The organism is Pseudoruegeria sp. SHC-113 (genome assembly GCF_025376885.1).
Lineage (GTDB): Bacteria > Pseudomonadota > Alphaproteobacteria > Rhodobacterales > Rhodobacteraceae > Pseudoruegeria.
In genome coordinates this window covers 589,200-612,850 of record NZ_JAHUBR010000001.1, presented here as the reverse complement: position 1 = coordinate 612,850, position 23,651 = coordinate 589,200, and the positions used below count along the sequence as shown (strand labels likewise).

Below are 23,651 nucleotides of genomic sequence, written 5' to 3'. Positions count from 1 at the left end.
CAAGCGCGGGAGGCTGTCTGCCCCCCGCGACCCCCCGAGGGTATTTTCAGAACAAAGTAGGGTTCAGTAGACGACGACGGAGCGGATGCTTTCGCCCGCGTGCATCAGATCGAAGCCCTTGTTGATCTCGGAAAGTCCCATGGTGTGGGTGATCATCGGATCGATCTCGATCTTGCCGTCCATGTACCAGTCCACGATTTTCGGCACATCGGTGCGGCCGCGCGCGCCGCCGAAGGCCGTACCGCGCCAGACGCGGCCCGTGACAAGCTGGAAGGGGCGCGTGGCGATTTCCGCGCCCGCAGGTGCGACGCCGATGATGACGCTTTCGCCCCAGCCCTTATGCGCGCTTTCCAGTGCGGTGCGCATGACATTGACGTTGCCGGTGGCGTCAAAGGTATAATCCGCGCCGCCCTTGGTGAGGTTGACGAGATAGGCCACCAGATCGCCGTCCACCTCGCTCGGGTTGACGAAATCCGTCATGCCGAAGCGTTCGGCCATGGGTTTTTTGGCCGGGTTCAGATCGACGCCGACGATCTGGTCGGCCCCGGCCAGCCGCAGCCCCTGGATCACGTTGAGCCCGATGCCGCCCAGCCCGAAGACGATGGCGCGGGCGCCGATCTCTACCTTGGCGGTGTTGATCACCGCGCCGATGCCGGTGGTGACGCCGCAGCCGATGTAGCAGATCTTCTCAAATGGCGCGTCCTTGCGCACTTTGGCGAGCGCGATTTCGGGCAGCACCGTGTGGTTGGCGAAGGTGGAGCAGCCCATGTAGTGCAGGATCGGATCGCCATCGAGCGTGGAGAAGCGCGAGGTGCCGTCGGGCATCAGCCCCTGGCCTTGGGTGGAGCGGATCGACTGGCAGAGGTTGGTTTTTGGGTTCAGGCAGTATTCGCATTCCCGGCACTCCGGCGTGTAGAGCGGGATCACGTGATCGCCGGGCTTAAGCGAGGTGACACCGGGGCCGACCTCCACCACCACGCCCGCGCCCTCATGGCCCAGGATCGCCGGGAACAGGCCTTCCGGGTCTGCCCCGGAGAGGGTGAACTCATCGGTGTGGCAGATGCCGGTGGCCTTGATCTCAACGAGGACTTCGCCCGCGCGGGGGCCGTCGAGGTTCACGTCCATGATTTCCAGCGGTTTTCCGGCGGCAATGGCAACGGCGGCTTTGGTGCGCATGGTCAATCCTTCCTGCGAAATGCTTTTGGGGTGAGCCTGCGGGAAAGGCAGGCAGTTTTCAACCGGCGCGGGCGACAGGGCAGTGCACGGGCGCGACGTATCGGCCAGGCGGCGTCGCGGGGTTGGCTCCTTAAGTGCGCGGGGCGTAGCGCAGGCGCTGGATGCCACCCTCAAAGCTTTCCTGTTCTTGCAGGGCAAGCGCCTGTGGCGGGCCTTCGGAGGGAAACAGCGGCACGCCGGCCCCAAGGAAGACCGGCATCACGAAGAGATCGAGCCAATCCAGCGCGCCCAAACGGATCAGATCCGCCTGCAGGCGCGCACCGCCAACGGCCCAGGCCTTGGCCTCGACAAGCTCGCTTGCAAGCGCGGGCAGCCCCGCGCTCCAGACCTCGGGCAGGCCAAGGCGGCTGGTGAGCGGGCTGGAGGTGACAACAACGCAGCGCTTGCCCTCGTAGGGCCAGCCCACGTCAAAGCCGATGACCTGATCATAGGTCTTGCGGCCCATGACGACGGTGTCGATGCCCGCAATGAAGCCAGCATAGCCGGTGTCCACCCCGTTGAAGGCCTCGAGCCAGCCCACGCCACCGCCCGCGTCGGCAATATAGCCATCCGCGGAGGCCGCCATGTAGCCGCAGATCATGCCGGCCCCACGGAAGCGGGGCACGGCGGGAGGCTGCAGGGGATCATTTCTTGATACGGTAGGCCTTGTGGCAATCGGCACAGGCTGCGCCAATGGGGCCGAAACCGGCCTTCATGGCATCCAGCGACGAGGTGTCGAGCCCTTTGGCCGCCATTTCCAGCGCGCTGCCCTTGGCGAGGAAATCGTCCCAATTCGTCCAGATCGCCGGAGCGGCCTCGCTTTCGGGATCGGTTTCATTGGCTTCGAAGAGCGCCGGGATCATAGCGGCCTTCTCCGCCATCGTGGCGGCGGCGGCCTGCGCGGCGGCGGCGTCGAAATCGGTCTGGCCCTGGACCATCTTGCCGATGGTGCCAGTGGCGCCGCCGATGGCCTTCATGGCCTCCATGCGGGCTTTCACGGCTTCGTTGGCCACGCCGCTGTGGGCGAAGGCCATGGTTGCCGCGAAAACGGTTGCGGCGGTCGTCATCTGGAAAAAGCGAGTCATTCGGGGGCTCCTGCTACCTATGAAGCCCAAGCTTACCATTTTGTCGCAGCCTGCCTACTCACTGGATCGTGAGCAGGCGCACAGACGAGGCTCCGCTGACGCACAGGCGGACTCGACTCCTGTACCGGCGCGGATTAGATTTAGAACATAACAGGAACATTTGCGCTGCCACGCGATGCCAAACCGCCGAATCCTCTCTCTCTGGTTCCCGCGCCTCGGGGCCGAACGCCTGCTCCGGATGGAGCGGGGCACGGTGGATGCGCCCTTCGCCGTGGTGCGCGACACCGGGCAGATGCAGGTGCTCTCTTCGCTCTCGGCGGCCGCCAGTGCGGAGGGGCTGTTTGCCGGCCAACCCCTGCGCGACGCCCGCGCCATGTGCCCGGAGCTGCTCACCCGGCTGCAGAATGCGCAGGCCGAGGCCGCCTTCCTCACCGTGCTGCGCCGCTGGGCCGGGAAGTTCTCGCCCTGGGTGGGGGAGGAAGCGCCCAGCGGGCTGGTGATCGACCTCACCGGCTGCGCGCATCTCTTTGGCGGCGAGGAGGCGCTCTTGGCGCAGGTGGAGGCCGATTGCGCCGATCTGGGCCTCAGCGTGCAGGCGGGCATCGCCGATACGGTGGGCGCGGCCTGGGCGCTGGCGCGCTATGCCGGGCAGGGCGCGGAAGGTTTGCGCAGCGGCGATGCGGTGGATCAGGAGGCCCGCGCCACCCGCTCGCGCGCCGCCAAGCGCCGCCACTGGGAGCGTGGCGGGCAGCCCCCTGCCGGGGCCCAGCCGCCCAGCGAGGCCGCCCGCATCGCCCGGCCCGGCCACACCCGCAGCGCGCTGGCCGATCTGCCCATCGCCGCGCTCCGGCTCAGTGAGGCCGCGCGCAGCCAGCTCAACCGGCTCGGAATCCGCCGCGTCGGCGATCTGGCCGGCACGCCGCGCGCCGCCCTCGCCCGCCGCTTCGGGCAGGATGTGGTGCGCAGGCTCGATCAGGCGCTCGGGGTGGAGCCGGAGCCCGTCTCCCCCGCCAAGCCGCCGCTGCATTTCGCAGTGCGCCTCACCCTGCCCGATCCGATCGGGCTGGAGGCCGATGTGATGGCGGCGGTGGATCGCCTGCTGCCGCCGCTCTGCACCCGCCTGCGGGAGAAGGGGCGCGGCGCGCGGCGCATCCGGCTGCAGGCCTATCGCACCGATCAGACGATGCAGGCGCTGGATCTGGGCCTTGCCCGCCCCAGCCACGATCCGGATCGCCTGCGCCCGCTGCTGAGCCTGAAGATCGGCGAGCTTGAGGCCGGTTTCGGCTTTGACATGCTGCGGCTGGAGGCCCATGTGACCGAACCGCTGCACGCCCGCCAGCACCGCGGCCATATCGAGGCCGCGGGCGCGGTGCGCGCCCAGCTGTCCGGCGATACCGGGCTTGATGATCTGATCGGCCGCCTCGGGGCGCGCATCGGGCTTGAGACGATCACCCGGCTGCACCCGGCCTCCAGCCACATCCCCGAGAAGACCGCCTCCGTGCTGGCGGCGGCCTGGTCCGAACCGGCAGCCGACTGGCCCGCGCCCACCGCGCCGCGCCCGCTGCGGCTCTGGCCGCCGGAGCCGGTGATGGCCCCCGAAGCGCCCAACCCGCCCGCAGAATTCCGCTGGCGCGGCCAGACGCATATCACCCGCATCGCCACCGGGCCGGAGCGCATCGCGCCGGAGTGGTGGCTCGATGATCCGCACTGGCGCTCGGGCCTGCGCGATTACTGGCGGCTCACCACCGAAGCCGGGGAGACGCTCTGGCTCTACTTCGCCCATGGCGCGCTGATGTCGGCGGGCTGGTTCTGCCAGGGGCGGTTTGCGTGATGGGGGGAACTGCAGAGAGAAGGGCAGCCCCCGCTGGAGGTGGGGGTGAAAGCCCCCGCGCCGTGCAGGATGCACGCCTTTGGCGTGACGGGGGCGGTCGGGGGCTGCCCGGCGTGCCGCCGGGCGAAACAGAAGAGGTGAACACATCCCTCCCCGAGCTGCACCTCACCAGTAATTTCTCCTTCCTCACCGGCGCCTCCCACCCGGAGGAATACGCCCGCCGCGCAGCACTCTTGGGCATTTCCGAAATCGCCGTGGCCGATGAGAACAGCGTCGCCGGGATCGTGCGCGCCCATATCGAATGCCGCGAGATCGCCCGGCAGGTGCGCCTCCGCCGCGCCCATGACGAAACCGTCGGCCTGATCGGCCCGCCTAAGCCCGCGCATCTGCCCGCAGCCCCGTCTGCCGATATCTTCTGCACCCCGCGCCTGCTGCCAGCGGCAAAAATTGCCCTGCGCGACGGTTTCACCGCCACCGCTCTGCCCACGGACCGCACCGCCTGGGGCCGGCTCACCCGGCTGATCTCCAAGGGCCGCTTGCGGGCTGCGAAAGGCACCTGCGATCTGGGCTTCGAAGACCTGCTGGAGGCTTCCGACGGCCTCCACCTGCTCCTGCACCCGCCCGCCACACGCGCAACGGTGCAGCGCGGCGCGGGCGCATGGCAGACACAGGCGCAGCGGCTGGCGCGCCGCTTCCCCGACCATGTCTCCCTGCTGCTGGCCCCGCTTTATGACGGGCAGGATGCCGCCCGCTTTGCCCGGCTCACCGCTCTATCTGAGCAGCTTGCCATCCCCACCGTGGCCTCCGCCGCCCCGCGCATGCACCACGGCAAACGCCGCAAACTGGCCGACGTGCTCACCGCCGTGCGCGAAGGGCTGCGCGTCGATCAGCTGGGTGCCCGCGCGCTGGCCAATGGCGAGCAGCGCCTGCGGTCGCCTGCCGAAATGGCGCGCCTGTTCAAAGGCCATGAAGCCGCCCTCATCCGCGCCTGCGAGATCGCCGCCGCCTGCACCTTCTCGCTCGATGAGCTGCGCTACGAATACCCCAGCGAAATCAGCGAGGGCGAAACCCCTGCCGCCCGCCTCTCCCGCCTCGCCCACGCCGGGCTGAAATGGCGCTACCCGGCCGGCGCGCCGGAGCGGGTGAAGGCGATGCTGCAGCATGAGCTCACCCTCATCGGCAAGCTGCGCTACGAGCCCTATTTCCTCACCGTGAACGACATCGTCGCCTTCGCCCGCAGCCGTGGCATCCTCTGCCAGGGGCGCGGCTCAGCGGCCAACTCCGTGGTCTGCTACTGCCTCGGCGTCACCTCCGTCTCCCCGGAAATCGGCACCATGGTGTTCGAGCGCTTCGTCTCGGAAGCCCGCGATGAGCCGCCCGACATCGACGTGGATTTCGAACACGAACGCCGCGAGGAGGTGATCCAGCACATCTATGAACGCTACGGCCGCCACCGCGCCGGCCTCTGCGCCACGGTGATCCACTACCGCGGCAAACGCGCCATCCGCGAGGTAGGCAAGGCGATGGGCCTCACCGAGGATACGGTGGGCGCGCTCTCCAGCCAGATCTGGGGCTGGGGCGCAGGCGCAGGCATCCGCGACGATCGCCTGCGCGAAATCGGGCTAGATCCGGGCGATCGCCGCCTGCAGCAAACCCTTGAGCTCTGCGATGAGATCCAGGGCTTCCCGCGTCACCTCTCCCAGCATGTGGGCGGCTTCATCGTCACCGAAGGCCGGCTGGACGAATTGATCCCCATCGAAAATGCCACGATGGAGGATCGCACCGTCATCTGCTGGGACAAGGACGATATCGAGGCGCTTGGCATCCTGAAGGTGGACGTGCTGGCGCTCGGCATGCTCACCTGCATCCGCAAGGCTTTCGATCTGCTGCAGAGCCACCACCAGCAGGGCTTCACGCTGGCCACGCTGCCGCCCGAGGATCCGGCCGTCTACGATATGCTCTGCAAGGCCGACAGCGTTGGCGTGTTCCAGGTGGAAAGCCGCGCGCAGATGAACTTCCTGCCGCGCATGAAGCCGCGCTCCTTCTACGATCTGGTGATCGAGGTCGCCATCATCCGCCCCGGCCCGATCCAGGGCGACATGGTGCACCCCTACATCCGCCGCCGCAACGGCGAGGAGGAGGTGAGCTTTCCCTCCGACGCCCTTGGCGAGGTGCTGGGCAAAACCCTCGGCGTGCCGCTGTTTCAGGAACAGGCGATGCAGATCGCCATCATCGGCGCGGGCTTCACCCCGGAAGAGGCCGACCGCCTGCGCCGCGCGCTCGCCACCTTCAAGAAACGCGGCAATGTCTCCGATTTTCATGCCCGTTTCATCAAGGGCATGCTGAAGAACGGCTATGAGATCGATTTTGCCGAACGCTGCTTCTCCCAGATCGAGGGCTTCGGCAGCTACGGCTTCCCCGAAAGCCACGCGGCGAGCTTCGCGCTGCTGGTCTATGCCTCGGCCTGGCTCAAATGCCACCACCCCGGCATCTTCGCCTGCGCGCTCCTCAACAGCCAGCCGATGGGCTTCTACGCCCCGGCCCAGATCGTGCGCGACGCGCGCGAACACGGGGTGGAGGTGCGCCCGGTCTGCATCAACGCCTCCTACTGGGACAACGTGATGGAGCCTGACGGCAAGGGCGGGCTGGCGCTGCGGCTGGGGTTTCGCCAGATCAAGGCGATGCGCGAGGAAGAGGCCACATGGATCACCGCCGCGCGCGGCAACGGCTACATGGCGGTCGAAGATCTCTGGCGCCGCGCCGGCACCCCGCCCCGCCTCTTGGCGGTGCTGGCCGAGGCCGATGCTTTCGCCAGCCTCGGGCTCTCGCGCCGTGAAGCCCTCTGGGAGGCCAAGGCCGTCACCGGCGCCACGCCGCTGCCGCTCTTCGCGGGCGATCTGGACGGTGAGGCCATCAACGAGCCCAAGGTCACCCTGCCGGAAATGACGCTCGGCGAAGAGGTGGTGGAGGATTACGTCGCCATGCGGCTCACGTTACGCGCGCATCCACTGGCCCTGCTGCGCCATATCCTGACACCGGGCGCACAGCCCGAGATCCCTTGAGGCGCGATGCCTCACAGGGCCTTTCGAAAGGTCACTTTGTCATCGCCGGGGGCCCAGAAATCGCGAATCCGGGCCTCTTCTTCATAGCCGTTGGCCAGATAAAACCGCCGCGCCGCGTCGAAGTCTTGGGTGCCTGACGTATCCACGATCAAAATCCGCTGGCCCGCCTGTCGCAGCCGCGCCTCTGCCGCCGCCACCAGCTTAGCGCCAAGCCGCTGCCCCTGAAGATCCGGCCGCACCGCGAGCGCAAGCATGTTCCACGTGCCCTCCGCCATGGCTTCCGGCACCGTGTAGCACAGGCCCACGGCCGCGCCGCCCATATGGCAGGTGAGCCAGAACGCTTCGCCTTCCCCAGCCAGCGCCGGTGCCAGCATTTCAGGCAGCATCTCGCTGGGGAAAAGCCCCGTCTGGTCAAGCACCCCCTGCAAGGCCGTGATATCGGCCGCAACGGTCGGTTTGATCTCTGGCTCCGCCATTGGCTTGTCCTTTCTGCCGCTCGCGCCCTTCCAAGTGATCTACAGGATCGCCAACCACGCCGCACCCAAAACCCGCGCCAAACTGCCGCCTTTTCTGCCAACGCCCCTGCTCTATCGTTTCATCGTGAAGGAGCGCAAAGCCATGCCCGAGCAAACCGAGATCCTCTACAACGCCGATTGCCCCGTGTGCAATTTCGAGATCAGCCACTACGCGGATTATGCCCGCAAGGAAGCCCTGCCGCTCACCTTCAAGGATCTCAACCGCGATGAGTTCGCCGCCTTCGGTATCACCGCCGATCAGGCCGCCCGCCGCCTGCATGTGCTCAAAGATGGCAAAGTCACCGCAGGCATCCCGGCCTTCCTGATCCTCTGGCGCGAAATGCCCCGCTATCGCTGGCTTGCCAAGCTCGTGGCCCTGCCCGGCATCTTCCAGATCTCCTGCTTCGGCTACGATTACATCCTCGCCCCGATCATCTACCGCTGGCATCTGCGTCGGCAGGCGCGCCGCTGATCCCCTTCGCCTGAAAGGCGGAGCCTGCAAACCTTCCGTGAATTTGCGCCGCATCAAAGAAGGCCAACACCCCTTGCGTCATCTCTGGGCCCGGGATAGATCACCCGCATCGGCCCTGCCGCTGCCGGGCGAACCGCATGAAAAGAATAGGTAAATGCCGCGCAGCACAGGAAAATGGAGAGCTTGGCCAATCGCCCTTCTGGCGGCGGCGCTCTGCTTTGCCCTGCTCACCAGCCTCCACGCTGCCCGCCCGATCGCCACAGGCCCCGATTTCGCTCTATCCGCCTTTTCCCCCGCCGATATCTGCGGCGGCGAAGAGGCCCATTCCGGAACGTGCCCCAGTTGCACGCTGGCACAGGCCGCGGCCACACCGCTGTTGCCCACATGCCTGGTCCGGCACTCCATCGGTCGGCGCGCAGAGATGCCGCCGCCGGACCATGTCGTGCGCCGCGCCCCCTACGAGCGGCACCGGGCCCGCGCGCCACCCCGTTTCACATGACATCCGCGCGCCGGGCAGATCCGGCGCACCCCCTCATGTGAAAGGTCAAAAAAATGAACCCCATCCGTTTCGCCCTCATCGCCGCGGCAGCGGCCTCTCTCGCCACGGGCGCTTTCGCCCATGCAACGCTGGAACAGCAGGAAGCCGCCAGCGGCAGCTACTACAAGGCCGTCATGCGCATTGGCCATGGCTGCGATGGTGCCGCCACGCAGACCGTCCGCATCTCGATCCCGGAAGGCGTGATCTCGGTCAAACCGATGCCGAAAGCCGGCTGGAGCCTTGAAACCGTCTCCGGACCCTACGCCAACACCTACGACTCCCACGGCCGCACCATCACCGAAGGGGTGAAAGAGATCGTCTGGACCGGCACCCTCGAAGATGCCCACTACGACGAATTCGTCTTCCGCGCCAAGCTGGACGGCTCGCTCGCGCCCGACACCACGCTCTATTTCGCCACGGTTCAGGAATGCACCACCGGCGAGAACGCTTGGGTCGAGATCCCGGCGGAGGGCCAGTCGCGCCACGATCTGAAATCCCCTGCACCGGGGCTTCTGATCACCGCGCCCGCCGCCCACACCCACTGAGCCAAGGCGCTTTGCGCCCCGCGCAAGCCCGGTCCCCGGATCGGGCTTGTTGCCGTTCTGCAGTCACGCAAGTCAGCCGCGCCGGGTCAGAAAGTCCTTTGCCTGCGCCGCCGTTTCAAACACATGGGGGGCCGTATCCCGGCGGAAGGTTTCGCCCAGTTTCATGCGCATGAAGGCCGAGGAGGAATAGCGGGTGACGGTACCGTAGAAGCGATCCTCCATCTCCTTCACCATCGCCGCGAAATCGGCCTCCACATCCTCGTCGATCCGTGCCCCGTCGTAATTAGCGATCACATCCACCCGGCGGTTTAGCGGCATGCAGACCTCCTCCACCCGCGCCCGGATCTGCGCCACCTCTTCCTGCGAGCGCAGGCGGAGTTTCTCGAAGTTGATGAACAGATGCCTGCCGCCATCGCCCAGCGCGATGCGGTCGGCCATGTCCAGATGCAGCAGGTCGCGGGCCAGTTCCATCGGCTCATCGGCGAAGATGCGGGCGTCCATCTCGATCACATCGCCAATGATGGGCGCAAACCCCATGTGGGGAAGGATGTCGCGCGCGATATCGATCCCCGGCGCGACCTCGGTGAGCACGACGCCCTCGCTGCGCAGCTCAAACACGCAGCGCTCCGTCACGTAGAGCACCGGCTGGCGCTTGGCGCGCGCGCCCTCGCCCGAGAAGGTGATCTGCTGCACGTGGTCGAGGAACTTCTGCGCGCGGCCCTCCTGCAGGATCCGCAGCCGTCGCCCTTCCAGCGCGATGTCGAGCCCGCCTGCAGTGAACGTGCCGGTGAACACCACCCGCCGCGCGTTCTGGGAGATGTTGATGAAGCCCCCGGCCCCGGCCAGCCGTGTGCCGAAGCGCGAGACGTTCACATGGCCGTTGCCGTCCACTTCCGCCATGCCGAGCACCGCCAGATCCAGCCCGCCGCCGTCGTAGAAATCAAACTGCTGGGATTGCGGGATGATCGCATCGGTGTTGATCGCCGCACCGAAATCCAGCCCCGAGGCCGGTTGCCCGCCCACCACGCCGGGCTCTGCCGTGAGAGTGACATGGGCGAGCATCCCCTCCTCCCCGGCCACAGCGGCCACGCCTTCGGGCATGCCGATCCCGAGGTTTACCACGCCGTTCACGGGCAGCTCGAAAGCCGCGCGGCGGGCGATGATCTTGCGCGCGTCCAGCGGGGTTTTCGCCTTTGTGCCTTCCGGTGCCCGGAACTGTCCTGCGAAGAGATGCGAATAGGCGGTGGCGTAGGTCTGCATGTGGTGCTCGGCGTCCGAAACGACGACGGCATCCACAAGCGCGCCGGGGATCACCACGTCGCGCGGGCTAAGCCCGCCGCGCGCGGCGATGCGCTCCACCTGCACGATCACGAGCCCGCCGGAGTTCTTCACCGCCATGGCTTGGGAAAGATTGTCGATCACCAGCGCCTCGCGCTCCATCGAGACATTGCCGAAAGGATCGGCCGTGGTGCCGCGCAGTAGGGCCACATGGATCGGGAAGCCGTGGTAGAAGAGCTGCTCACGGCCGCCAAGCTGCACAAGCTCCACCAGATCCTCGGTGGTGGCGGCGTTGATTTTTCCGCCCTCCACGCGTGGGTCCACGAAGGTGCCGAGCCCCACATGGCTCACCGTGCCCGCCTTGCCAGCGGCAATGTCGCGAAACATCTGGCTGATCACGCCCTGCGGCAGGTTGTAGGCCTCGATACGCCCGTCGATCGCCAGAGCGCCGACGCGCGGGATCAGGCCCCAGTGGCCACCCACGACGCGTTTGAGCAGCCCGTCCTGCCCCAGCCGGTTCAGCCCCCGCGCCTTGCCATCGCCCTGCCCGGCCGCGAAGACCAGCGTCAGATCGCGCGGCGCGCCGGTGCCTTCAAAGCGCTCGGCCACGGCTTTCAGCAGAAGATCCGGCACGCCGATACCGACGAACCCGGATGTGGTGATCGTGTCGCCGTCGTGGATCAGCGCGGCGGCGGCCTCGGCCGTGACGATCTTGTCTTTCATGAAAGCCCTCCCAAGCCCCTTACCCTGCAGAGTGCCGGGGCAGGCGGGCGCAATCAAGCGGGGATCGGTGCGATCAGCCCTGCGCCGGAGGCGCGGTTGGAGTTCACCTTCGGGTCGACCCGGTGGAACCGCAGTACTTCTTCGCCTGCCGCCCGCATCAGCCGCGCCGCGCCCTTGCCTTCTTCGCCGAGCCAGAGGCCCCAATCGGCCTCTTCAAGGATCACCGGCATCCGGTGGTGGATGCGCCCCATTGCGTCGTTCGCACCGGTGGTGACCATGGCGCAGGTGGGTGCGCGATCCTCGCCCTGGCCCCAATCCTGCCAGATCGCCGCAAAGACAAGCGGCGCTCCATCGGCGCGCTGGATGTACCACGGCAGCCGCGCGCCGCTTTCGTCCTTCGTCCATTCATAGAAGCCTGAGCAGGGGATCAGGCAGCGGCGCTCTCGGCAGGCGGCGCGGAAGGCAGGTTTCTCGGCGATGGTTTCCGCCCGCGCGTTGATCAGCAGCGGGCCGTCGGTGGGGCTTTTGTACCATGAGGGCAGGAAGCCCCAGCGCATCGCGCCGAGGCGGCGGCGTTCGCCCTCACGGCCCGTGATCACATGGATCTGCGTCGTCGGGCAGACGTTGTAATTCGGCACCTCTGGCAGCGCATTGGCGGGCGCGGCGTCAAAGAGCTGCGCCATGGCGTCCGTGGGTAGGGTGATCGCGAAACGGCCGCACATGGCGTGCTAGCGCCCCGCCTTGCGGGCGATGTCGATCTTCGCTTCCACCATGGACATATCCTTGAGGATCGCCTGCCGCTTTGTGCGATCGCCCGTGTCGCGCAGCTCTTCGCGCAGGCGGGCCAGCTCGCGGGAGAGCGAGACGAACTCCGGCACGCCGCCAGCCTCCTTCACCAGACGGTTCAGCAGCGCGTTCTCGGGATCGTCGCATCTGGGCAGCGGCTTGCCCGCGCCCTTAAGATTGTCAAACGCCCCTTCGGCTTCGGCGGCGGCGATCTTCTGGTTGATGAGGTCGATCAGCGGGTGGTCCATGGGAGGAGGGTAGCGGGTTTGAGCTGGCAGCAGAAGCCCGGAGCGAAGTTGCCGATCACTTCGCCTGTTTCGCCAGAAACAGGCACGCGTCCGCCCGCCCCATGGCGGGCGCGTTCCGCGCCCACCCGGACGGACGCTCACCGCTTGTTGTATAAAAGAAATGGGCGCCCCGATGGAGCGCCCTTCCCTTCCAGCCAAAAGGCCCGATTACTTCTGCGCGATGCGCCCGTCGGTGTAGGGCGCGTAGGGGCCCTTGCCCGTCAGGTACTCGGCCACGACATCGGCCAGATCGGGACCGTAGTCGTAAGCGTTCATGCCATCGGAGGAGAACATCTTGTAGCCGTCGCCGCCGTTGCGCACGTAGTTGTTGGTCACCACGGCGTAGGTCGCTTCGGGATCGAGCGGCACGAAGCCGTCGCCATCGGCCACCATCACCTCGGTGATGCGGCTTTCGCTCGCCACACCGGCCGGATCCCAGGTGAACTTCATGCCCGAAACCTGCGGGAAGCGGCCTGCGCCCTCTTCCACCTGGCTTACGCCGTTCTCAAGCGCGGCCAAAAGGCCCGCACCCTTGATCTGAAACGTCGACAGCGTGTTCTGGAACGGCAGCACCGTGAGCACTTCGCCCATCGTCACATCGCCTTCGTCGATGGAGGCACGCAGGCCGCCCGAGTTCGCAAAAGCGATCTGCACGCCCTGATCCTTCACGCGCTCCAGCATGGCGTCGGCCACCAGATTGCCCATGGCGCATTCCATCGCGCGGCAGACATCGCGGTTGCCTTCGATGGCGGCCCCGGCTGCGCCGACGACCTTCTGGCGGATCTCCTCAAGCGGTGCGCCCAGCTCAACGATGCGCGCCTTGGTGACAGCATCTTCCGCAACAGCGCCGTCCATCACCAGCGGCTCGCCCACGGCTTCGGTCAGGTTGCCGTCGTCATCGAAGGTCACGTTCAGCTCGCCAAGGAATTTGCCGTAGGCATAGGCCTGCACGATGGCCACGCCGTTCACCATCGTCGGGTAAGGGCCCGCCGCACGATCATTGGTGTTGGACAGGAGCGTGTTGGAGTGGCCGCCCACGATCACGTCCACGCCGGTGGTTTCGGCGGCCACGCGTTGATCGACACCGTAGCCGGAGTGGCTCAGCACGATGATCTTGTTCACACCCTCCGCCGTCAGCTTGTCCACCTCGGCCTGAACGGCCGGGACCGGATCGGAGAAGGTGATGTTCTTGCCGGGGCTGGCCAGCTCATCGGTGTTCTGCGGGGTGAGGCCGATCAGGCCGATCTTCTCGCCGCCCTGCTCGATCACCGTGGATTTCATCAGCGTATCGGCCAGCGCCGGTTCGCCCGATATATCGGCGTTGGACATCAGCACCGGGAATTCCACCGCGTCCATGAAGCCGCGCAGCACTTCGGGGCCGTCGTCGAATTCGTGGTTGCCCACCGTCATTGCGTCATAGCCGAGCTTGTTCATCATCTCGGCGGCAACCTTGCCCTTGTAGTAGGTGTAATAGAGCGTGCCCTGGAACTGATCGCCCCCGTCCACGAGGATGGAGTTGTTGGACCGCGCGCGCGCGTCCGCGACCGCCGTCACGAGGCGGGCGGAGCCGCCGAAGCATTCACCTGCGGTGTTGTCTTCCTCGGAGCAGCCCGAGTCGTATTTGGAGATCGGCTCGAAGCGGGCGTGGAAATCGTTGGTGTGCAGAATGGTCAGCGAATAATCCGCAGCCGCCATCCCGGCGGAAAGGCCGAGCGCGGCGGCGGAAGTAAGAAGCATGCGGGACAGCATTTGGGTGACTCCCTGTTTATTTTTGTCCATCTGGTCAGACTGACGCGTATCATCCAACCTGTCAAAACTATGTGACGCTTTCCGGCGGGGAATTTCGCGCCATTTTCCCGCCCCGCTTGACGGATGCCCGTTCCTTGGGCATGTGGCGGGCATGCTGATTTACAAGATCTTCCGCACCTCCGAATGGGAGGCTTTCGAGGCCGCCGGGCAAACCCTCGGCGCGCCTGTCGATCTGGCCGATGGCTTTGTGCATTTCTCCACCGCCGCGCAGGCCGCCGAAACCGCCGCGAAGCATTTCGCCAGCGAAAGTGGCCTCTGGCTGCTGGCGCTGGAGTCCGAGAGCCTTGGCGCAGCGTTGAAATGGGAGCCCTCGCGCGGCGGCGCGCTGTTTCCGCATCTTTACCGCAGCTTGCGCATCGAAGATGTGCTCTGGCACAAACCGCTGCCCCTCGTGGATGGCGTGCACCAGTTCCCGGAAGGCATGGCATGAAGCTGATCGAGACACTCGCCCTTGCGGGCCTGCACCGGCTGGATCCCGAAAAGGCCCACGGGCTGTCCATCAAGGCGCTCAACAGCGGCTTCGCGCCCCTGCCCGGCGTGGTGACCTCCGAGCGCCTGCGCACCCGGCTCGCCGGGCTCGATCTGGCGAACCCGGTGGGGCTGGCGGCGGGCTATGACAAGAACGCCGAGGCGCTTAGCCCGCTGGCGCGCGCCGGGTTCGGCTTTGTCGAGGTGGGCGCGGCCACGCCCCGCCCGCAGCCCGGCAATCCAAAGCCGCGCCTCTTCCGCCTCACCGAAGATGAGGCCGTGATCAACCGCTTCGGCTTCAACAACGAGGGCATGGAGGCGATAGGCAGTCGCCTTGCCGTGCGCCCGAAAGACATGGTGCTGGGCCTGAACCTCGGCGCCAACAAGGACAGCGCGGATCGCGCGGCGGACTACAGCCAAGTGCTGGCCCATTGCGCCGCGCATCTGGATTTCGCCACCGTCAACGTCTCCTCCCCCAACACCGAGAAGCTGCGCGATCTGCAAGGCAAGGCGGCGCTCACCGCGCTGCTCACAGGCGTGATGGAGACGCGGGACGCCTTGGCGCGTCCGATCCCGGTGTTCCTCAAGATCGCGCCGGATCTGAGCGAGGCCGAGATCGCCGATGTCGCCGCCGTGGCCGCCGAATGCCGCGTGGATGCGGTGATCGCGACGAACACAACGCTGTCGCGCGACGGGCTGACGAGCGCTCACAAGGACGAGGCCGGGGGGCTTTCCGGCAAGCCGCTGTTTGAGAAATCCACCCGCGTGCTGGCGCGGCTGTCGGCGGAGACCGGCGGCGCGGTGCCGCTCATTGGCGTTGGCGGGATCGACAGCGCCGAGGCCGCCTATCAGAAGATCCGCGCCGGGGCCTCTGCGGTGCAGATCTATTCGGCGATGGTTTACAAGGGGCTCGGGCTGGTGGCCGAGGTGGCGCGCGGGCTTGACGCCTGCCTTGCGCGCGATGGCTTTGCCACGGTGGCCGAGGCCGTGGGCACCGGCCGGGAGGCGTGGCTGTGAGCGTTGTCATCTGGCATAACCCGCGCTGCAGCAAATCCCGCCAGACCTTGGCCTTGCTGGAAGAGGCCGGCCATGCGCCGGAGGTACGGCTCTACCTGAAAGACGGCCCGAGCGCTGCGGAGGTGGACGCTCTGCAGGCCGCCCTTGGCCTGCCGCTCTCCGCGATGATGCGCGTGAAGGATGCGGCCTTCAAAGAGGCCGGCCTGAATGCGGAGAGCGCCGAGGCAGATCTGCGCGCAGCGCTTCTGGCCAATCCAGTGCTGCTAGAGCGGCCTATCGTTGTGGTCGGTGAAAAGGCTGCGATCGGGCGGCCGCCAGAGCAAGTGCTGACGCTCTTCTAAAGCGGTGAGCGTTCGCCTGGGTGGGCGCGGAACGCGCCCGCCTTGGGGCGGGCGGACGCGTGCCTGTTTCTGGCGAAACAGGCGTTCAATTTCTGGCCGCCGCCTCCAGCGCCGGATAGCGCAGGCCCAGTGTCAGCCCGCGGGCAAGGAAGGAAATCAGCAGCGCGGCCCAGAGCCCGTGGTTGCCCAGTGTCGGCAAAAACAGGGCGACCGATGCGAAATAAATCACCGCGCTCACGATCATCATGTTGCGCATGTCCCGCGTGCGGGTCGCGCCGATGAAGATGCCGTCCAGCATCCAGCAGGCCAGCCCCACCAGCGGCGCGGCGACCATGTAGCCAAGGTAGATCCGCGCCTCCGTGCGCACCTCGGGCGCGGTTGTCATCACGTCGATGATCGCCCCGCCAAAGAGCGCGAAACAGGCCGAGAGCAGCAGCACGCAGGCCAGCCCCCACTGGCTCGTCATCACCGCCGCGCGGCGCAGACGGGGCGCAGCCTTCGCCCCCATCGCCTGCCCTACCAGCGCCTCGGCGGCGAAGGCAAAGCCATCGAGCGCATAGGCCGTGATGTGCAGGAACTGCAGCAGGATCTGGTTCGCCGCCAGCGGCACGTCGCCCAGATCGGCTCCGAAGAAGAGGAACGAGACAAAGATCGCCTGAAGCAGCACCGAGCGGACAAGGATGTCGCCGTTGACACTCGCCATGTGGCGCAGGCGGGCGGCATCGAAAATCCGCGCCCACGCCCTCCACGCGCGGCCCGCGAAAGCCTCCCGGCAGCACAAGAGCCCCAGCGCCAGCCCGCTCCATTCCGCCAGAAACGTGGCGAAGGCCACGCCCTGCACGCCCCAGCCCAGCCCAAGCACGAACCAAAGATCGAGCCCGATGTTCACCCCGTTCATCCAGAGCTGGATCAGCAGCACCGCCCGTGTACGCTCCGCTGCGATCAGCCAGCCGGTGATACCGTAAAGCGCGATGGTGGCCGGGGCGGACCAGATTCGGATCGCCATATAGTCCCGCGCCAAGGCCTCCACCTCGGCGGAGGCCGGGGCCACGCGGAACGCGCCCGCAAACAGCAGCGCCTGACCTAAGATCATCACCACGCCGGCGCTCAGGCCAATCAGCAACGCGCGCATCAGGAGCGCCACGTATTCCGGCCTGTCCTCGGCCCCCAGAGCCTGACTGGCCAGCCCCGTGGTGCCCATGCGCAGGAAGCCGAAGATCCAGTAGATCGCGCCAAGGATCACCGCGCCGATGCCCACAGCCCCGATGGGCGCGGCCTCGCCGATCTGGCCCACCACGCCGGTATCGACCGCGCCAAGGATCGGCACCGTGGCGTTGGACAGCACGATGGGCACCGCGATCTGCAGCACCCGGCGGTGGGTCAGCGGTGCCTTGGGGCTGCCGGTTGCCTCACTCATCCCGCGCGGGCATCAGGAAATGGCCCGTGGCCTGCGCAAAGAGCTTCTCGCGGTGATCCTGCCACGCCTCGACGTGAACGGAGGCATAGCGCCGCCCGAAGCGGTTGATCCGGGCGCGCGCATAGGCATCGCGCGGCAGGCCTGAACGCAGGTAATCGATGGAGAAATCGATCGTCTTGGGCAGACGCGGCATGGTTTCGGGCGTCAGGGCCGATGCGTCGATCTCGCCGCTTTCGATGTCTTCCCAGAAAAAACGCCACGACAGCTCGATCACCGCCACGGTTTCCATGAAGGCCGCCGTCGCGCCGCCGTGCAGCGCGGGCAGAACCGGGTTGCCGATCAGGTGATCGCTGTAGCGCATGATGCCGGTCAGCTCGTCGCCGTGGCGGTCGAACTCCACGCCCAGAAACTCGATATAGGGAATGGCATTCACCAACGCCTTCAGCGCGGCCTCGCGGCGCTGCTTGATCACGTGAAGCGGCTCTACGGGCTTGCGGCTCATCAATTCTTCCCCTTCACGTTGGAGAGCGTGAACACGCCGTTGGCCGCGGCCACCGGGCGCGAGGTGTCGGCGTCCCATGCGGTCGCGCGCACGAAGGCGGCGCTGCGGGTCATCAGGTGGCAATGGGCCTCGCACAGGAGGGTTTCCCCCGGCGTTGCGGGGCGGAAATAATCGATCCGCAGGTCCAGCGTGGCCGTGGTGATCGGCGCTTTCGGGTGGCTGATCACGGCCGCGCCGCAGCAGGTGTCCATCAGCGCCGACACGGCCCCGCCATGCATCACACCGGTGCGCGGATCGCCCACAAGGCGGGAATCATAGGGCATGGTGATGCGCACGATGCCGGGCTCAACATCCTTCATCACCATTCCCAGCGCGCGCGAATGGGGAATGGCGTTGATGAACTGCGAGGCGATCTCGGCCCGGCTTGGTTTTGTGCTGTCAGAGGCCATCGGCTGCCTTTCCCTTCCCGTCACGTCCACCCATTTATTGGCCCTGCGGAAAACCGCCGCAAGCCTCAAATGCCCCGCCGATCCGGCGCGCCTTGCCGATTGCACCCGCGCCGCGAAGCCATTACGTTGGCGTCAGGGAGACATGGTGCCTATGACCGAAACACGCCTTTCCTTCAAAGAGATGTGCGCGAAGTTCGACGTAACCCCGCGCACCCTGAGGTATTACGAGTACATCGAGCTTCTGCGCCCGGAAAAAGAGGGACGAAGCCGGTTTTACACCCCCCGCGAGGTGGCCCGGATGACGCTGATCCTGCGAGGGCGGCGCTTTGGGTTCAGCCTCGAAGAAATCCGCCAATGGCTCCTGATTTACGAGGAGAAAGGCACCGGGGCTCAGATGGAGGCCTGGATCGAACTGGCCGACAGGCAGCTTGCGGAACTGGCCGAGCAGAAGGCGCAACTCGATGCCACGATAGGCGAGTTGCAGGCCCTGCGCGACGATGTTGCCAAGCAGGCTGGCGGCTGAACCATCGGCTTCGCCGGGTTCGGCACGAAGCGTCACGCCCCAGTGACGTGGCGTAATCGCGCAACCGGCGGCGCAGGCATCTTGCCCTTTGCGTCAAGGTGCACGACTTCGGGGAAACCACCGAAACACACGATTGGGGAGACAACCGCGTGACCGACGATTTCATGACCATCCGCGAAATGTGCGATGAATTCGGCGTGACGGCGCGCGCGCTGCGTTTCTACGAATCCAAGGAGCTTCTCGCCCCTTACCGCGAAGGCCAGCGCCGCCTCTACAACAAGACGGACCGCGCCCGCCTCAAGCTGATCCTGCGCGGCAAGCGCTTTGGCTTCAGCCTTGAAGAGATCCGGCAGCTGCTGGAGCTCTACAACGTGGCGGACTCGCAGCACGTGCAGATCCGGCGCACGATGGAAGTGGGCTACCGCCGCCTTGCGGATATGGAAGCCCAGCGCGACGAGCTGACCGCCGCCATCGGCGATCTGAAAGCCCGCCTCGAATGGGGCGAAGCGCAGCTCGCCAAGGAAGACGCCAAATCCGCCGGCTAAGCGCCCGGACTTGCTTGGCCCCGCTTCGGCGTGTTTTCCCCTGTCGTTTCTCCTGCGCATCGGCTTTAGTGTGCAGGTGAACGATCAACGGGAAGAACCATGCCGAAGCGCCTGCGGCTCACCCGCCGCTTTCCGGTCGCCCTGACCGAAACCGCCTATCGCACCCTGCGCCGCTTCTCGGCCGAAGCCGGGCTGAGCCAGGACGAAGCGCTCGTCTTCCTGCTTGAGAATTTCAACAGCGTGACCGACGAGGAAACGCTGCCCCACCGGCTGCGCCTGTTTCAGGCCGAGCTGGCCTCCCGCAAGAGCTGACGAAAAGGCACTTTTCCAAAATGACACTGAAACTGCATTGCTTCGGCGAGAGCGGCCATTCCTACAAGGCTGCGCTGACACTTGAACTCACGGGCCTCGACTGGGAGCCCGTGTTCGTGGATTTCTTCAACGGCGAGGCCCGCAGTGAAGGCTACAAGGGCCTGAACGAAATGGGCGAGGCCCCGGTTCTGATCGATGAAGAGGCCGGCATCACCCTGACGCAATCCGGCGTGATTCAGGATTACCTCGTGGAGAAAACCGGCAAATTCGGCGGTGCAACGCCGGAAGAACGCCGCGAGATCCTGCGCTGGATCCTCTGGGACAACCACAAGATGTCGAGCCAGGCCGGGGTGACGCGCTTCCTGATGAACTTCCTGCCGGAGGACAAACGCCCCGCCGAAGTCATCGGCTTTCTTCAGGGCCGCCTGAAAGGCGCGCTCACGGTGCTGGAGGCCCATCTTGAGGGCCGCGACTGGATCGTGGCCGACAAGCCCACCATCGCGGATTTCACCTGCTGCAGCTATCTTTACTACCCGGAAGAATTCAGCTTCAACCGCGCGGATTGGCCCAATATCGACCGCTGGCTGACCAACATCTCCAGCCTGCCGGGCTGGAAGGCACCCTATGATCTGATGCCCGGCAATCCGGGCGACCGCGCCTGAGCACAGGCCATGCAAAACGCCCGGCCCTGGTTTTTCCGGGTCCGGGCGCTGAAAATCCGCTCGACGGGCACTCGCCAAAGGCCCGCACGAGGGGCGCGGGCCTGAAAAACGTGCGGTGAGCCCTCTTAGATCGGGCGGGCGTTCTGAGTACGGAAATCCTCGGCTTCGCGCTCGATGAAATCCGACAGCAGGCAGGCCTGCGTCAGCGGCAGCGGCTCGTAGCGGTTCTCACCTTCCGCTGTCAGCAGATCGCTTTGCGCGGCGGCGGGGCAATGGAACAAGGCCCCGATGTTGGCGAAAACGATCTGGTCGGTTTCGAAGTGCAGCGTGATCACTTCCAACACCCGGTGCGGGCGGATGCGGCGGATGCCCGACACCCCTTCCAGCGCCAACGCCGGGATCAAGGCGAAGGGATCGCCCAGAACTTCCTCGGCGGTGTCGGATTCGATCAGCACGTTCTGATCGGGCAGCAGGAACATCGGATCCTGATTGCCCAGCGCGCCGGTGGGCACGCGCAGCGGCCACTGCTCTTTCGGGCAGGCCGCCGTTCCCTTCCAGAGCGTTTCGCGCTCCACGCGGACGACCGGCTGCATGCCGCCGTCAAAAGTGAGTACCTTGTCCCCCACGTCGATTGCCTCGACGGGGCGCCAGCCGAGCGTGCTGGCGACTTTCGTTCCACTCACGAGGCCAGCGGTGCGGGCAGGTGCAGTGCCCAGTTCACCGGCGGCTTCGGAACTGTCGGACCGCCCGAGGGGAGTCCTTTTCATCAGTTTCTTAAATCCAAACATGTGCGTAGCCTTTGATCGGGAGGTGCAGTCATCCCTCGTTAACCATCAAGCCTGATTGTCGGGACGGAACTTCGGCCCATCTCTGGCAAAAAAAGGGCATTATGCCCGGTTCTGGAGTAAAAACGCCTGTAGGGGCGGGATTGTCGCCAATCGCACCCACAACTCACGGGTGAGTTCCCGTCAAGTGACGCTACGTGAAAACATATCCGAATCGTCCAATATCCACCGCGCAGAGCCGGGCCACGAGGGCGGCATCGGCTTCGGAATAATAGGCCCGGTAGTCGCGCCCACGCCTCGAAGCGTTCTCCGAGGGAAGCGGGCGCAGGGAAAAGCCCAGATGGGCTTCGAGCGCCAGAAGATCCTCGTCCAGATGTTCCAGACGGATGAATTTGGAGCAACATTCCCGCCCGCGTGCATCCGTCACGTAGTGGCCATAGGGCGTTTGCAGCAGCGAAGCGCGGGTCTGCGGGTGGTTCAGGAACGGGCTGAACTCAAGGGATTTCGCCAGCCCCACGGCGGGGTGGTCAAAGCTCTGCGTCTGCAACCAGTGGTAATAGCTCACCGCCCTGTCCCACGGGTTGCGCACCAGCGTGCAGATGAACAGCGCGTCGATCTCCTCGGCGGTGATGAGCCCGTCCAGATCGGCCAGCGTGGAGTGCTTCCAGAGCCGCCCCTTGGTGGAAAGCCCCTTCTGCCGCTTGCGCCGGTTCACCGCCTTGGGCGTGTCGCCCACGAGGATATCGTCCTTCATCGCCCGCGCCTCCAGCGCCAACGCCAGCGAGGTGCCCCCGGTTTTCGGGATGTGGATGAAGAGCAGCCCTCGGCCGCGGGAGAGGATCATGCGGCCACCGTAAAGCAGCCGCACGCGCCCCGGAAGAGCCATCCGCAGCGCTCTGGCGGGATTGGCGGATTGTGAAGCGCAGATGTTGCGTCTATCCTGCGCCCAACAACAAGCAGTCGCAGGCACCACCCAACATATGACGGCCCTCACCAAATATCAGAGGCTGGAAACCACTGGGATCTGGAAACCCGGCGCCGATGCCCAGCGGCGGGATGTGGTTGTTTCCTTCGGCAACGCGACGCTCGTGCTCTCCAACGCCGCCGATCAGCCCCTGACGCATTGGTCCCTTGCGGCCATCGAGCGGCTCAATCCTGGCGAACGCCCCGCGCTCTACGCGCCTGATGCCGAGGGCAGCGAAACGCTGGAGATCGAAGACGCCGATATGATCGAGGCCATCGGGCAGGTGCGGCAGGCCATCGCGCGCAGCCGCCCGCATCCGGGCCGCCTGAGGGGCATGATCATCGGCGGCCTCTCGCTGGCCATCCTGCTGCTGAGCGTCTTCTGGCTGCCCGACGCGCTGACGCGCTACGCAGGCACCATCGTGCCCGCCGCCAAGCGCGCGGATGTGGGCGAGAAGCTCCTGAACCGGCTCGTGCGGCTCTCGGGCGCGCCCTGCGATGGCACCTATGGCGTCAAGGCGCTGAACCGGCTGCGCGAAAACGTGTTAGGGCCGAATGACAAGCTCGTGGTGCTGCCCGGCGGTGTGCGCAACACGGTGCATCTGCCCGGCGGCTATATCGTGATGAACCGTGCGCTGGTGGAGGATCCGGAGGATCCGGCGGTGACGGCGGGCTACCTGCTGGCCGAGGCCGAGCGCCGCGCCGCGCAGGATACGATGGAGGAGCTTCTGGAAGCCGCCGGCCTGCGCGCCACGCTGCACCTGATGACAACCGGCGACATCGCGCCCGAGGTGCTGGATGCATTTGCCGAAACGCTGCTGATCGCCGAACCCGATCCGGTGCCCACAGAGGCCCTGCTGGCCCGTTTCGCCGCGCGCGGCATCTCCAGCACGCCCTATGCCTACGCGGTGGATATTTCCGGTGAAACGACCCTGCCCCTGATCGAGGCCGATCCGATGCGCGGTCAGGACACAAAGCCCGTTCTGACCGACGGGCAATGGATCAGCCTGCAGGCGATCTGCGGCGAGTAACGCCGGCTACAGAATGCCCTGCTCGGCGTCTTCCACGCTGATCCCCAGCGCGTCCAGCCCGTCTTCGAGGAAGTCCGACAGCAGCGGCACGCCCAGCAGGTAATCGTCTGTCGGCCCCGTGGCCTCGGCCCGCGCGGTGGCGATGGCCTCCTCCAGCTCGCTGGCATCGAAACTGTCACGCCCGATCCACATGACGGCCACAAGGCTCGCCTGCTCGTCCTCGTTGAGGCCCCGGATGAATTCCCGCAGCTCGGCCTCGGTGGCATCGCCGCTGCGGCTTTCAAGGATCGAGTCACTGTCGCGCGAGTCGCCGGGGCCGTCCCAGCGGGCAACCTTGGAGTCAAACTCGCGCGCCCGCACGATCACCTGGGCGACTTTTTCGGGGGCAATCTGAAGGGGCATATTCTGTCCAATCTGTACAAGGCCTCGGGAGCGCTTTGTCCGTTTTGTACAGGCAGGATAGCGGCGCACCATGATCCGGATCAAGCCG

The 23,651-nt window shown here is 66.1% G+C and carries 26 protein-coding genes; 12 read left to right on the top strand and 14 right to left on the bottom strand.

The genetic code is table 11. The annotated features are described in order from the left end of the window. Positions 1-63: 63 nt before the first annotated feature. The 3 genes from KVX96_RS02990 to KVX96_RS02980 all read right to left on the bottom strand — a co-directional run bounded on the left by KVX96_RS02990 (position 64) and on the right by KVX96_RS02980 (position 2,300). Positions 64-1,176: an S-(hydroxymethyl)glutathione dehydrogenase/class III alcohol dehydrogenase gene (locus KVX96_RS02990; protein ID WP_261192743.1), complete on the bottom strand. Its 1,113-nt coding sequence runs from the start codon at positions 1,174-1,176 to the stop codon at positions 64-66. A gap of 130 nt (positions 1,177-1,306) precedes the next feature. Continuing rightward, positions 1,307-1,840, bottom strand: a complete 534-nt coding sequence (locus KVX96_RS02985; protein WP_261192742.1) for a dihydrofolate reductase family protein — start codon at positions 1,838-1,840, stop codon at positions 1,307-1,309. Positions 1,841-1,859: 19 nt separating this feature from the next. Beyond that, a complete protein-coding gene (locus tag KVX96_RS02980) occupies positions 1,860-2,300 on the bottom strand; it encodes a c-type cytochrome (protein WP_261192740.1) in 441 nt (146 codons plus the stop codon). A 175-nt stretch (positions 2,301-2,475) separates the two neighbouring features. Between KVX96_RS02980 and KVX96_RS02975 the strand changes: the two genes are divergently transcribed. Both KVX96_RS02975 and KVX96_RS02970 read left to right on the top strand, forming a co-directional pair. Beyond that, complete coding sequence (locus tag KVX96_RS02975) at positions 2,476-4,131, top strand: DNA polymerase Y family protein (protein ID WP_261192739.1); 1,656 nt, start codon at positions 2,476-2,478, stop codon at positions 4,129-4,131. 137 nt (positions 4,132-4,268) lie between these two features. Further along, on the top strand, positions 4,269-7,193 hold the full coding sequence (locus KVX96_RS02970; protein ID WP_261192738.1) for an error-prone DNA polymerase: 2,925 nt from the start codon (positions 4,269-4,271) through the stop codon (positions 7,191-7,193). Between the two features lie 11 nt (positions 7,194-7,204). Here KVX96_RS02970 and KVX96_RS02965 read toward each other — a convergent pair whose 3' ends face one another. Then, complete coding sequence (locus KVX96_RS02965; protein ID WP_261192737.1) at positions 7,205-7,669, bottom strand: GNAT family N-acetyltransferase; 465 nt, start codon at positions 7,667-7,669, stop codon at positions 7,205-7,207. A 34-nt stretch (positions 7,670-7,703) separates the two neighbouring features. Here KVX96_RS02965 and KVX96_RS02960 point away from each other — a divergent pair, with 34 nt between their 5' ends. Next, the gene (locus KVX96_RS02960; protein ID WP_314733085.1) at positions 7,704-8,180 is read left to right on the top strand and encodes a DUF393 domain-containing protein; all 477 of its coding nucleotides are present in this window, start codon (positions 7,704-7,706) and stop codon (positions 8,178-8,180) included. Positions 8,181-8,732: 552 nt separating this feature from the next. Further along, positions 8,733-9,263, top strand: a complete 531-nt coding sequence (locus KVX96_RS02955) for a YcnI family protein (protein WP_261192736.1) — start codon at positions 8,733-8,735, stop codon at positions 9,261-9,263. A 72-nt stretch (positions 9,264-9,335) separates the two neighbouring features. Here KVX96_RS02955 and KVX96_RS02950 read toward each other — a convergent pair whose 3' ends face one another. The 4 genes from KVX96_RS02950 to KVX96_RS02935 all read right to left on the bottom strand — a co-directional run bounded on the left by KVX96_RS02950 (position 9,336) and on the right by KVX96_RS02935 (position 14,086). After that, positions 9,336-11,264 (bottom strand): acyl CoA:acetate/3-ketoacid CoA transferase, encoded by a 1,929-nt coding sequence (locus tag KVX96_RS02950; protein WP_261192735.1) that lies wholly within the window; start codon positions 11,262-11,264, stop codon positions 9,336-9,338. Between the two features lie 53 nt (positions 11,265-11,317). Then, positions 11,318-11,986, bottom strand: coding sequence for an SOS response-associated peptidase (locus KVX96_RS02945; protein WP_261192734.1), 669 nt, complete (start codon positions 11,984-11,986; stop codon positions 11,318-11,320). A gap of 6 nt (positions 11,987-11,992) precedes the next feature. Beyond that, the gene (locus KVX96_RS02940) at positions 11,993-12,298 is read right to left on the bottom strand and encodes a DUF1992 domain-containing protein (protein WP_261192733.1); all 306 of its coding nucleotides are present in this window, start codon (positions 12,296-12,298) and stop codon (positions 11,993-11,995) included. 207 nt (positions 12,299-12,505) lie between these two features. After that, positions 12,506-14,086: a bifunctional metallophosphatase/5'-nucleotidase gene (locus KVX96_RS02935; protein WP_261192732.1), complete on the bottom strand. Its 1,581-nt coding sequence runs from the start codon at positions 14,084-14,086 to the stop codon at positions 12,506-12,508. 151 nt (positions 14,087-14,237) lie between these two features. Between KVX96_RS02935 and KVX96_RS02930 the strand changes: the two genes are divergently transcribed. Genes KVX96_RS02930 through arsC form a run of 3 tightly spaced genes read left to right on the top strand, consistent with a single transcriptional unit; the run spans position 14,238 to position 15,972 of the window. Then, positions 14,238-14,576: a DUF952 domain-containing protein gene (locus KVX96_RS02930; RefSeq protein ID WP_261192731.1), complete on the top strand. Its 339-nt coding sequence runs from the start codon at positions 14,238-14,240 to the stop codon at positions 14,574-14,576. After that, positions 14,573-15,631 (top strand): quinone-dependent dihydroorotate dehydrogenase, encoded by a 1,059-nt coding sequence (locus tag KVX96_RS02925; RefSeq protein WP_261192729.1) that lies wholly within the window; start codon positions 14,573-14,575, stop codon positions 15,629-15,631. Before KVX96_RS02930 ends, KVX96_RS02925 begins: the two co-directional genes overlap by 4 nt. Beyond that, positions 15,628-15,972 (top strand): arsenate reductase (glutaredoxin), encoded by a 345-nt coding sequence (gene arsC, locus KVX96_RS02920; protein WP_261192728.1) that lies wholly within the window; start codon positions 15,628-15,630, stop codon positions 15,970-15,972. The genes KVX96_RS02925 and arsC overlap by 4 nt, the downstream gene beginning before the upstream one ends. Positions 15,973-16,057: 85 nt before the next feature. On the opposite strand, the gene KVX96_RS02915 is transcribed toward arsC, so the two are convergent. The 3 genes from KVX96_RS02915 to KVX96_RS02905 are packed head-to-tail and all read right to left on the bottom strand — an operon-like array spanning position 16,058 to position 18,340. Further along, entirely contained in the window at positions 16,058-17,389 is a 1,332-nt protein-coding gene (locus KVX96_RS02915) for an MATE family efflux transporter (RefSeq protein WP_261192727.1), read from the bottom strand. Further along, positions 17,382-17,891, bottom strand: coding sequence for a PaaI family thioesterase (locus KVX96_RS02910; protein WP_261192726.1), 510 nt, complete (start codon positions 17,889-17,891; stop codon positions 17,382-17,384). The genes KVX96_RS02915 and KVX96_RS02910 overlap by 8 nt, the downstream gene beginning before the upstream one ends. Then, positions 17,891-18,340 carry a PaaI family thioesterase gene (locus KVX96_RS02905; protein ID WP_261192725.1) on the bottom strand — a complete coding sequence of 150 codons (450 nt, stop codon included), beginning with the start codon at positions 18,338-18,340 and terminating at the stop codon, positions 17,891-17,893. The genes KVX96_RS02910 and KVX96_RS02905 overlap by 1 nt, the downstream gene beginning before the upstream one ends. A gap of 151 nt (positions 18,341-18,491) precedes the next feature. On the opposite strand from KVX96_RS02905, the gene KVX96_RS02900 reads away from it, so the two are divergent. The 4 genes from KVX96_RS02900 (at position 18,492) to KVX96_RS02885 (ending at position 20,382) form a co-directional block, all read left to right on the top strand. Then, positions 18,492-18,863 (top strand): MerR family transcriptional regulator, encoded by a 372-nt coding sequence (locus tag KVX96_RS02900; RefSeq protein WP_261192724.1) that lies wholly within the window; start codon positions 18,492-18,494, stop codon positions 18,861-18,863. A 149-nt stretch (positions 18,864-19,012) separates the two neighbouring features. Continuing rightward, positions 19,013-19,408, top strand: coding sequence for a MerR family transcriptional regulator (locus KVX96_RS02895; protein ID WP_261192723.1), 396 nt, complete (start codon positions 19,013-19,015; stop codon positions 19,406-19,408). Between the two features lie 99 nt (positions 19,409-19,507). Further along, the gene (locus KVX96_RS02890; protein WP_261192722.1) at positions 19,508-19,720 is read left to right on the top strand and encodes a hypothetical protein; all 213 of its coding nucleotides are present in this window, start codon (positions 19,508-19,510) and stop codon (positions 19,718-19,720) included. 20 nt (positions 19,721-19,740) lie between these two features. Further along, a complete protein-coding gene (locus KVX96_RS02885) occupies positions 19,741-20,382 on the top strand; it encodes a glutathione S-transferase family protein (RefSeq protein WP_261192721.1) in 642 nt (213 codons plus the stop codon). A 125-nt stretch (positions 20,383-20,507) separates the two neighbouring features. Here KVX96_RS02885 and KVX96_RS02880 read toward each other — a convergent pair whose 3' ends face one another. Together KVX96_RS02880 and KVX96_RS02875 are read right to left on the bottom strand one after the other, a co-directional pair. Continuing rightward, on the bottom strand, positions 20,508-21,149 hold the full coding sequence (locus KVX96_RS02880) for a Hint domain-containing protein (protein ID WP_261192720.1): 642 nt from the start codon (positions 21,147-21,149) through the stop codon (positions 20,508-20,510). A 211-nt stretch (positions 21,150-21,360) separates the two neighbouring features. After that, entirely contained in the window at positions 21,361-22,011 is a 651-nt protein-coding gene (locus KVX96_RS02875; RefSeq protein ID WP_261192719.1) for a sulfotransferase family protein, read from the bottom strand. 136 nt (positions 22,012-22,147) lie between these two features. Between KVX96_RS02875 and KVX96_RS02870 the strand changes: the two genes are divergently transcribed. Further along, entirely contained in the window at positions 22,148-23,161 is a 1,014-nt protein-coding gene (locus tag KVX96_RS02870) for a hypothetical protein (RefSeq protein ID WP_261192718.1), read from the top strand. 6 nt (positions 23,162-23,167) lie between these two features. On the opposite strand, the gene KVX96_RS02865 is transcribed toward KVX96_RS02870, so the two are convergent. After that, entirely contained in the window at positions 23,168-23,563 is a 396-nt protein-coding gene (locus KVX96_RS02865; protein WP_261192717.1) for a DUF3775 domain-containing protein, read from the bottom strand. Between the last annotated feature and the right edge of the window lie 88 nt (positions 23,564-23,651).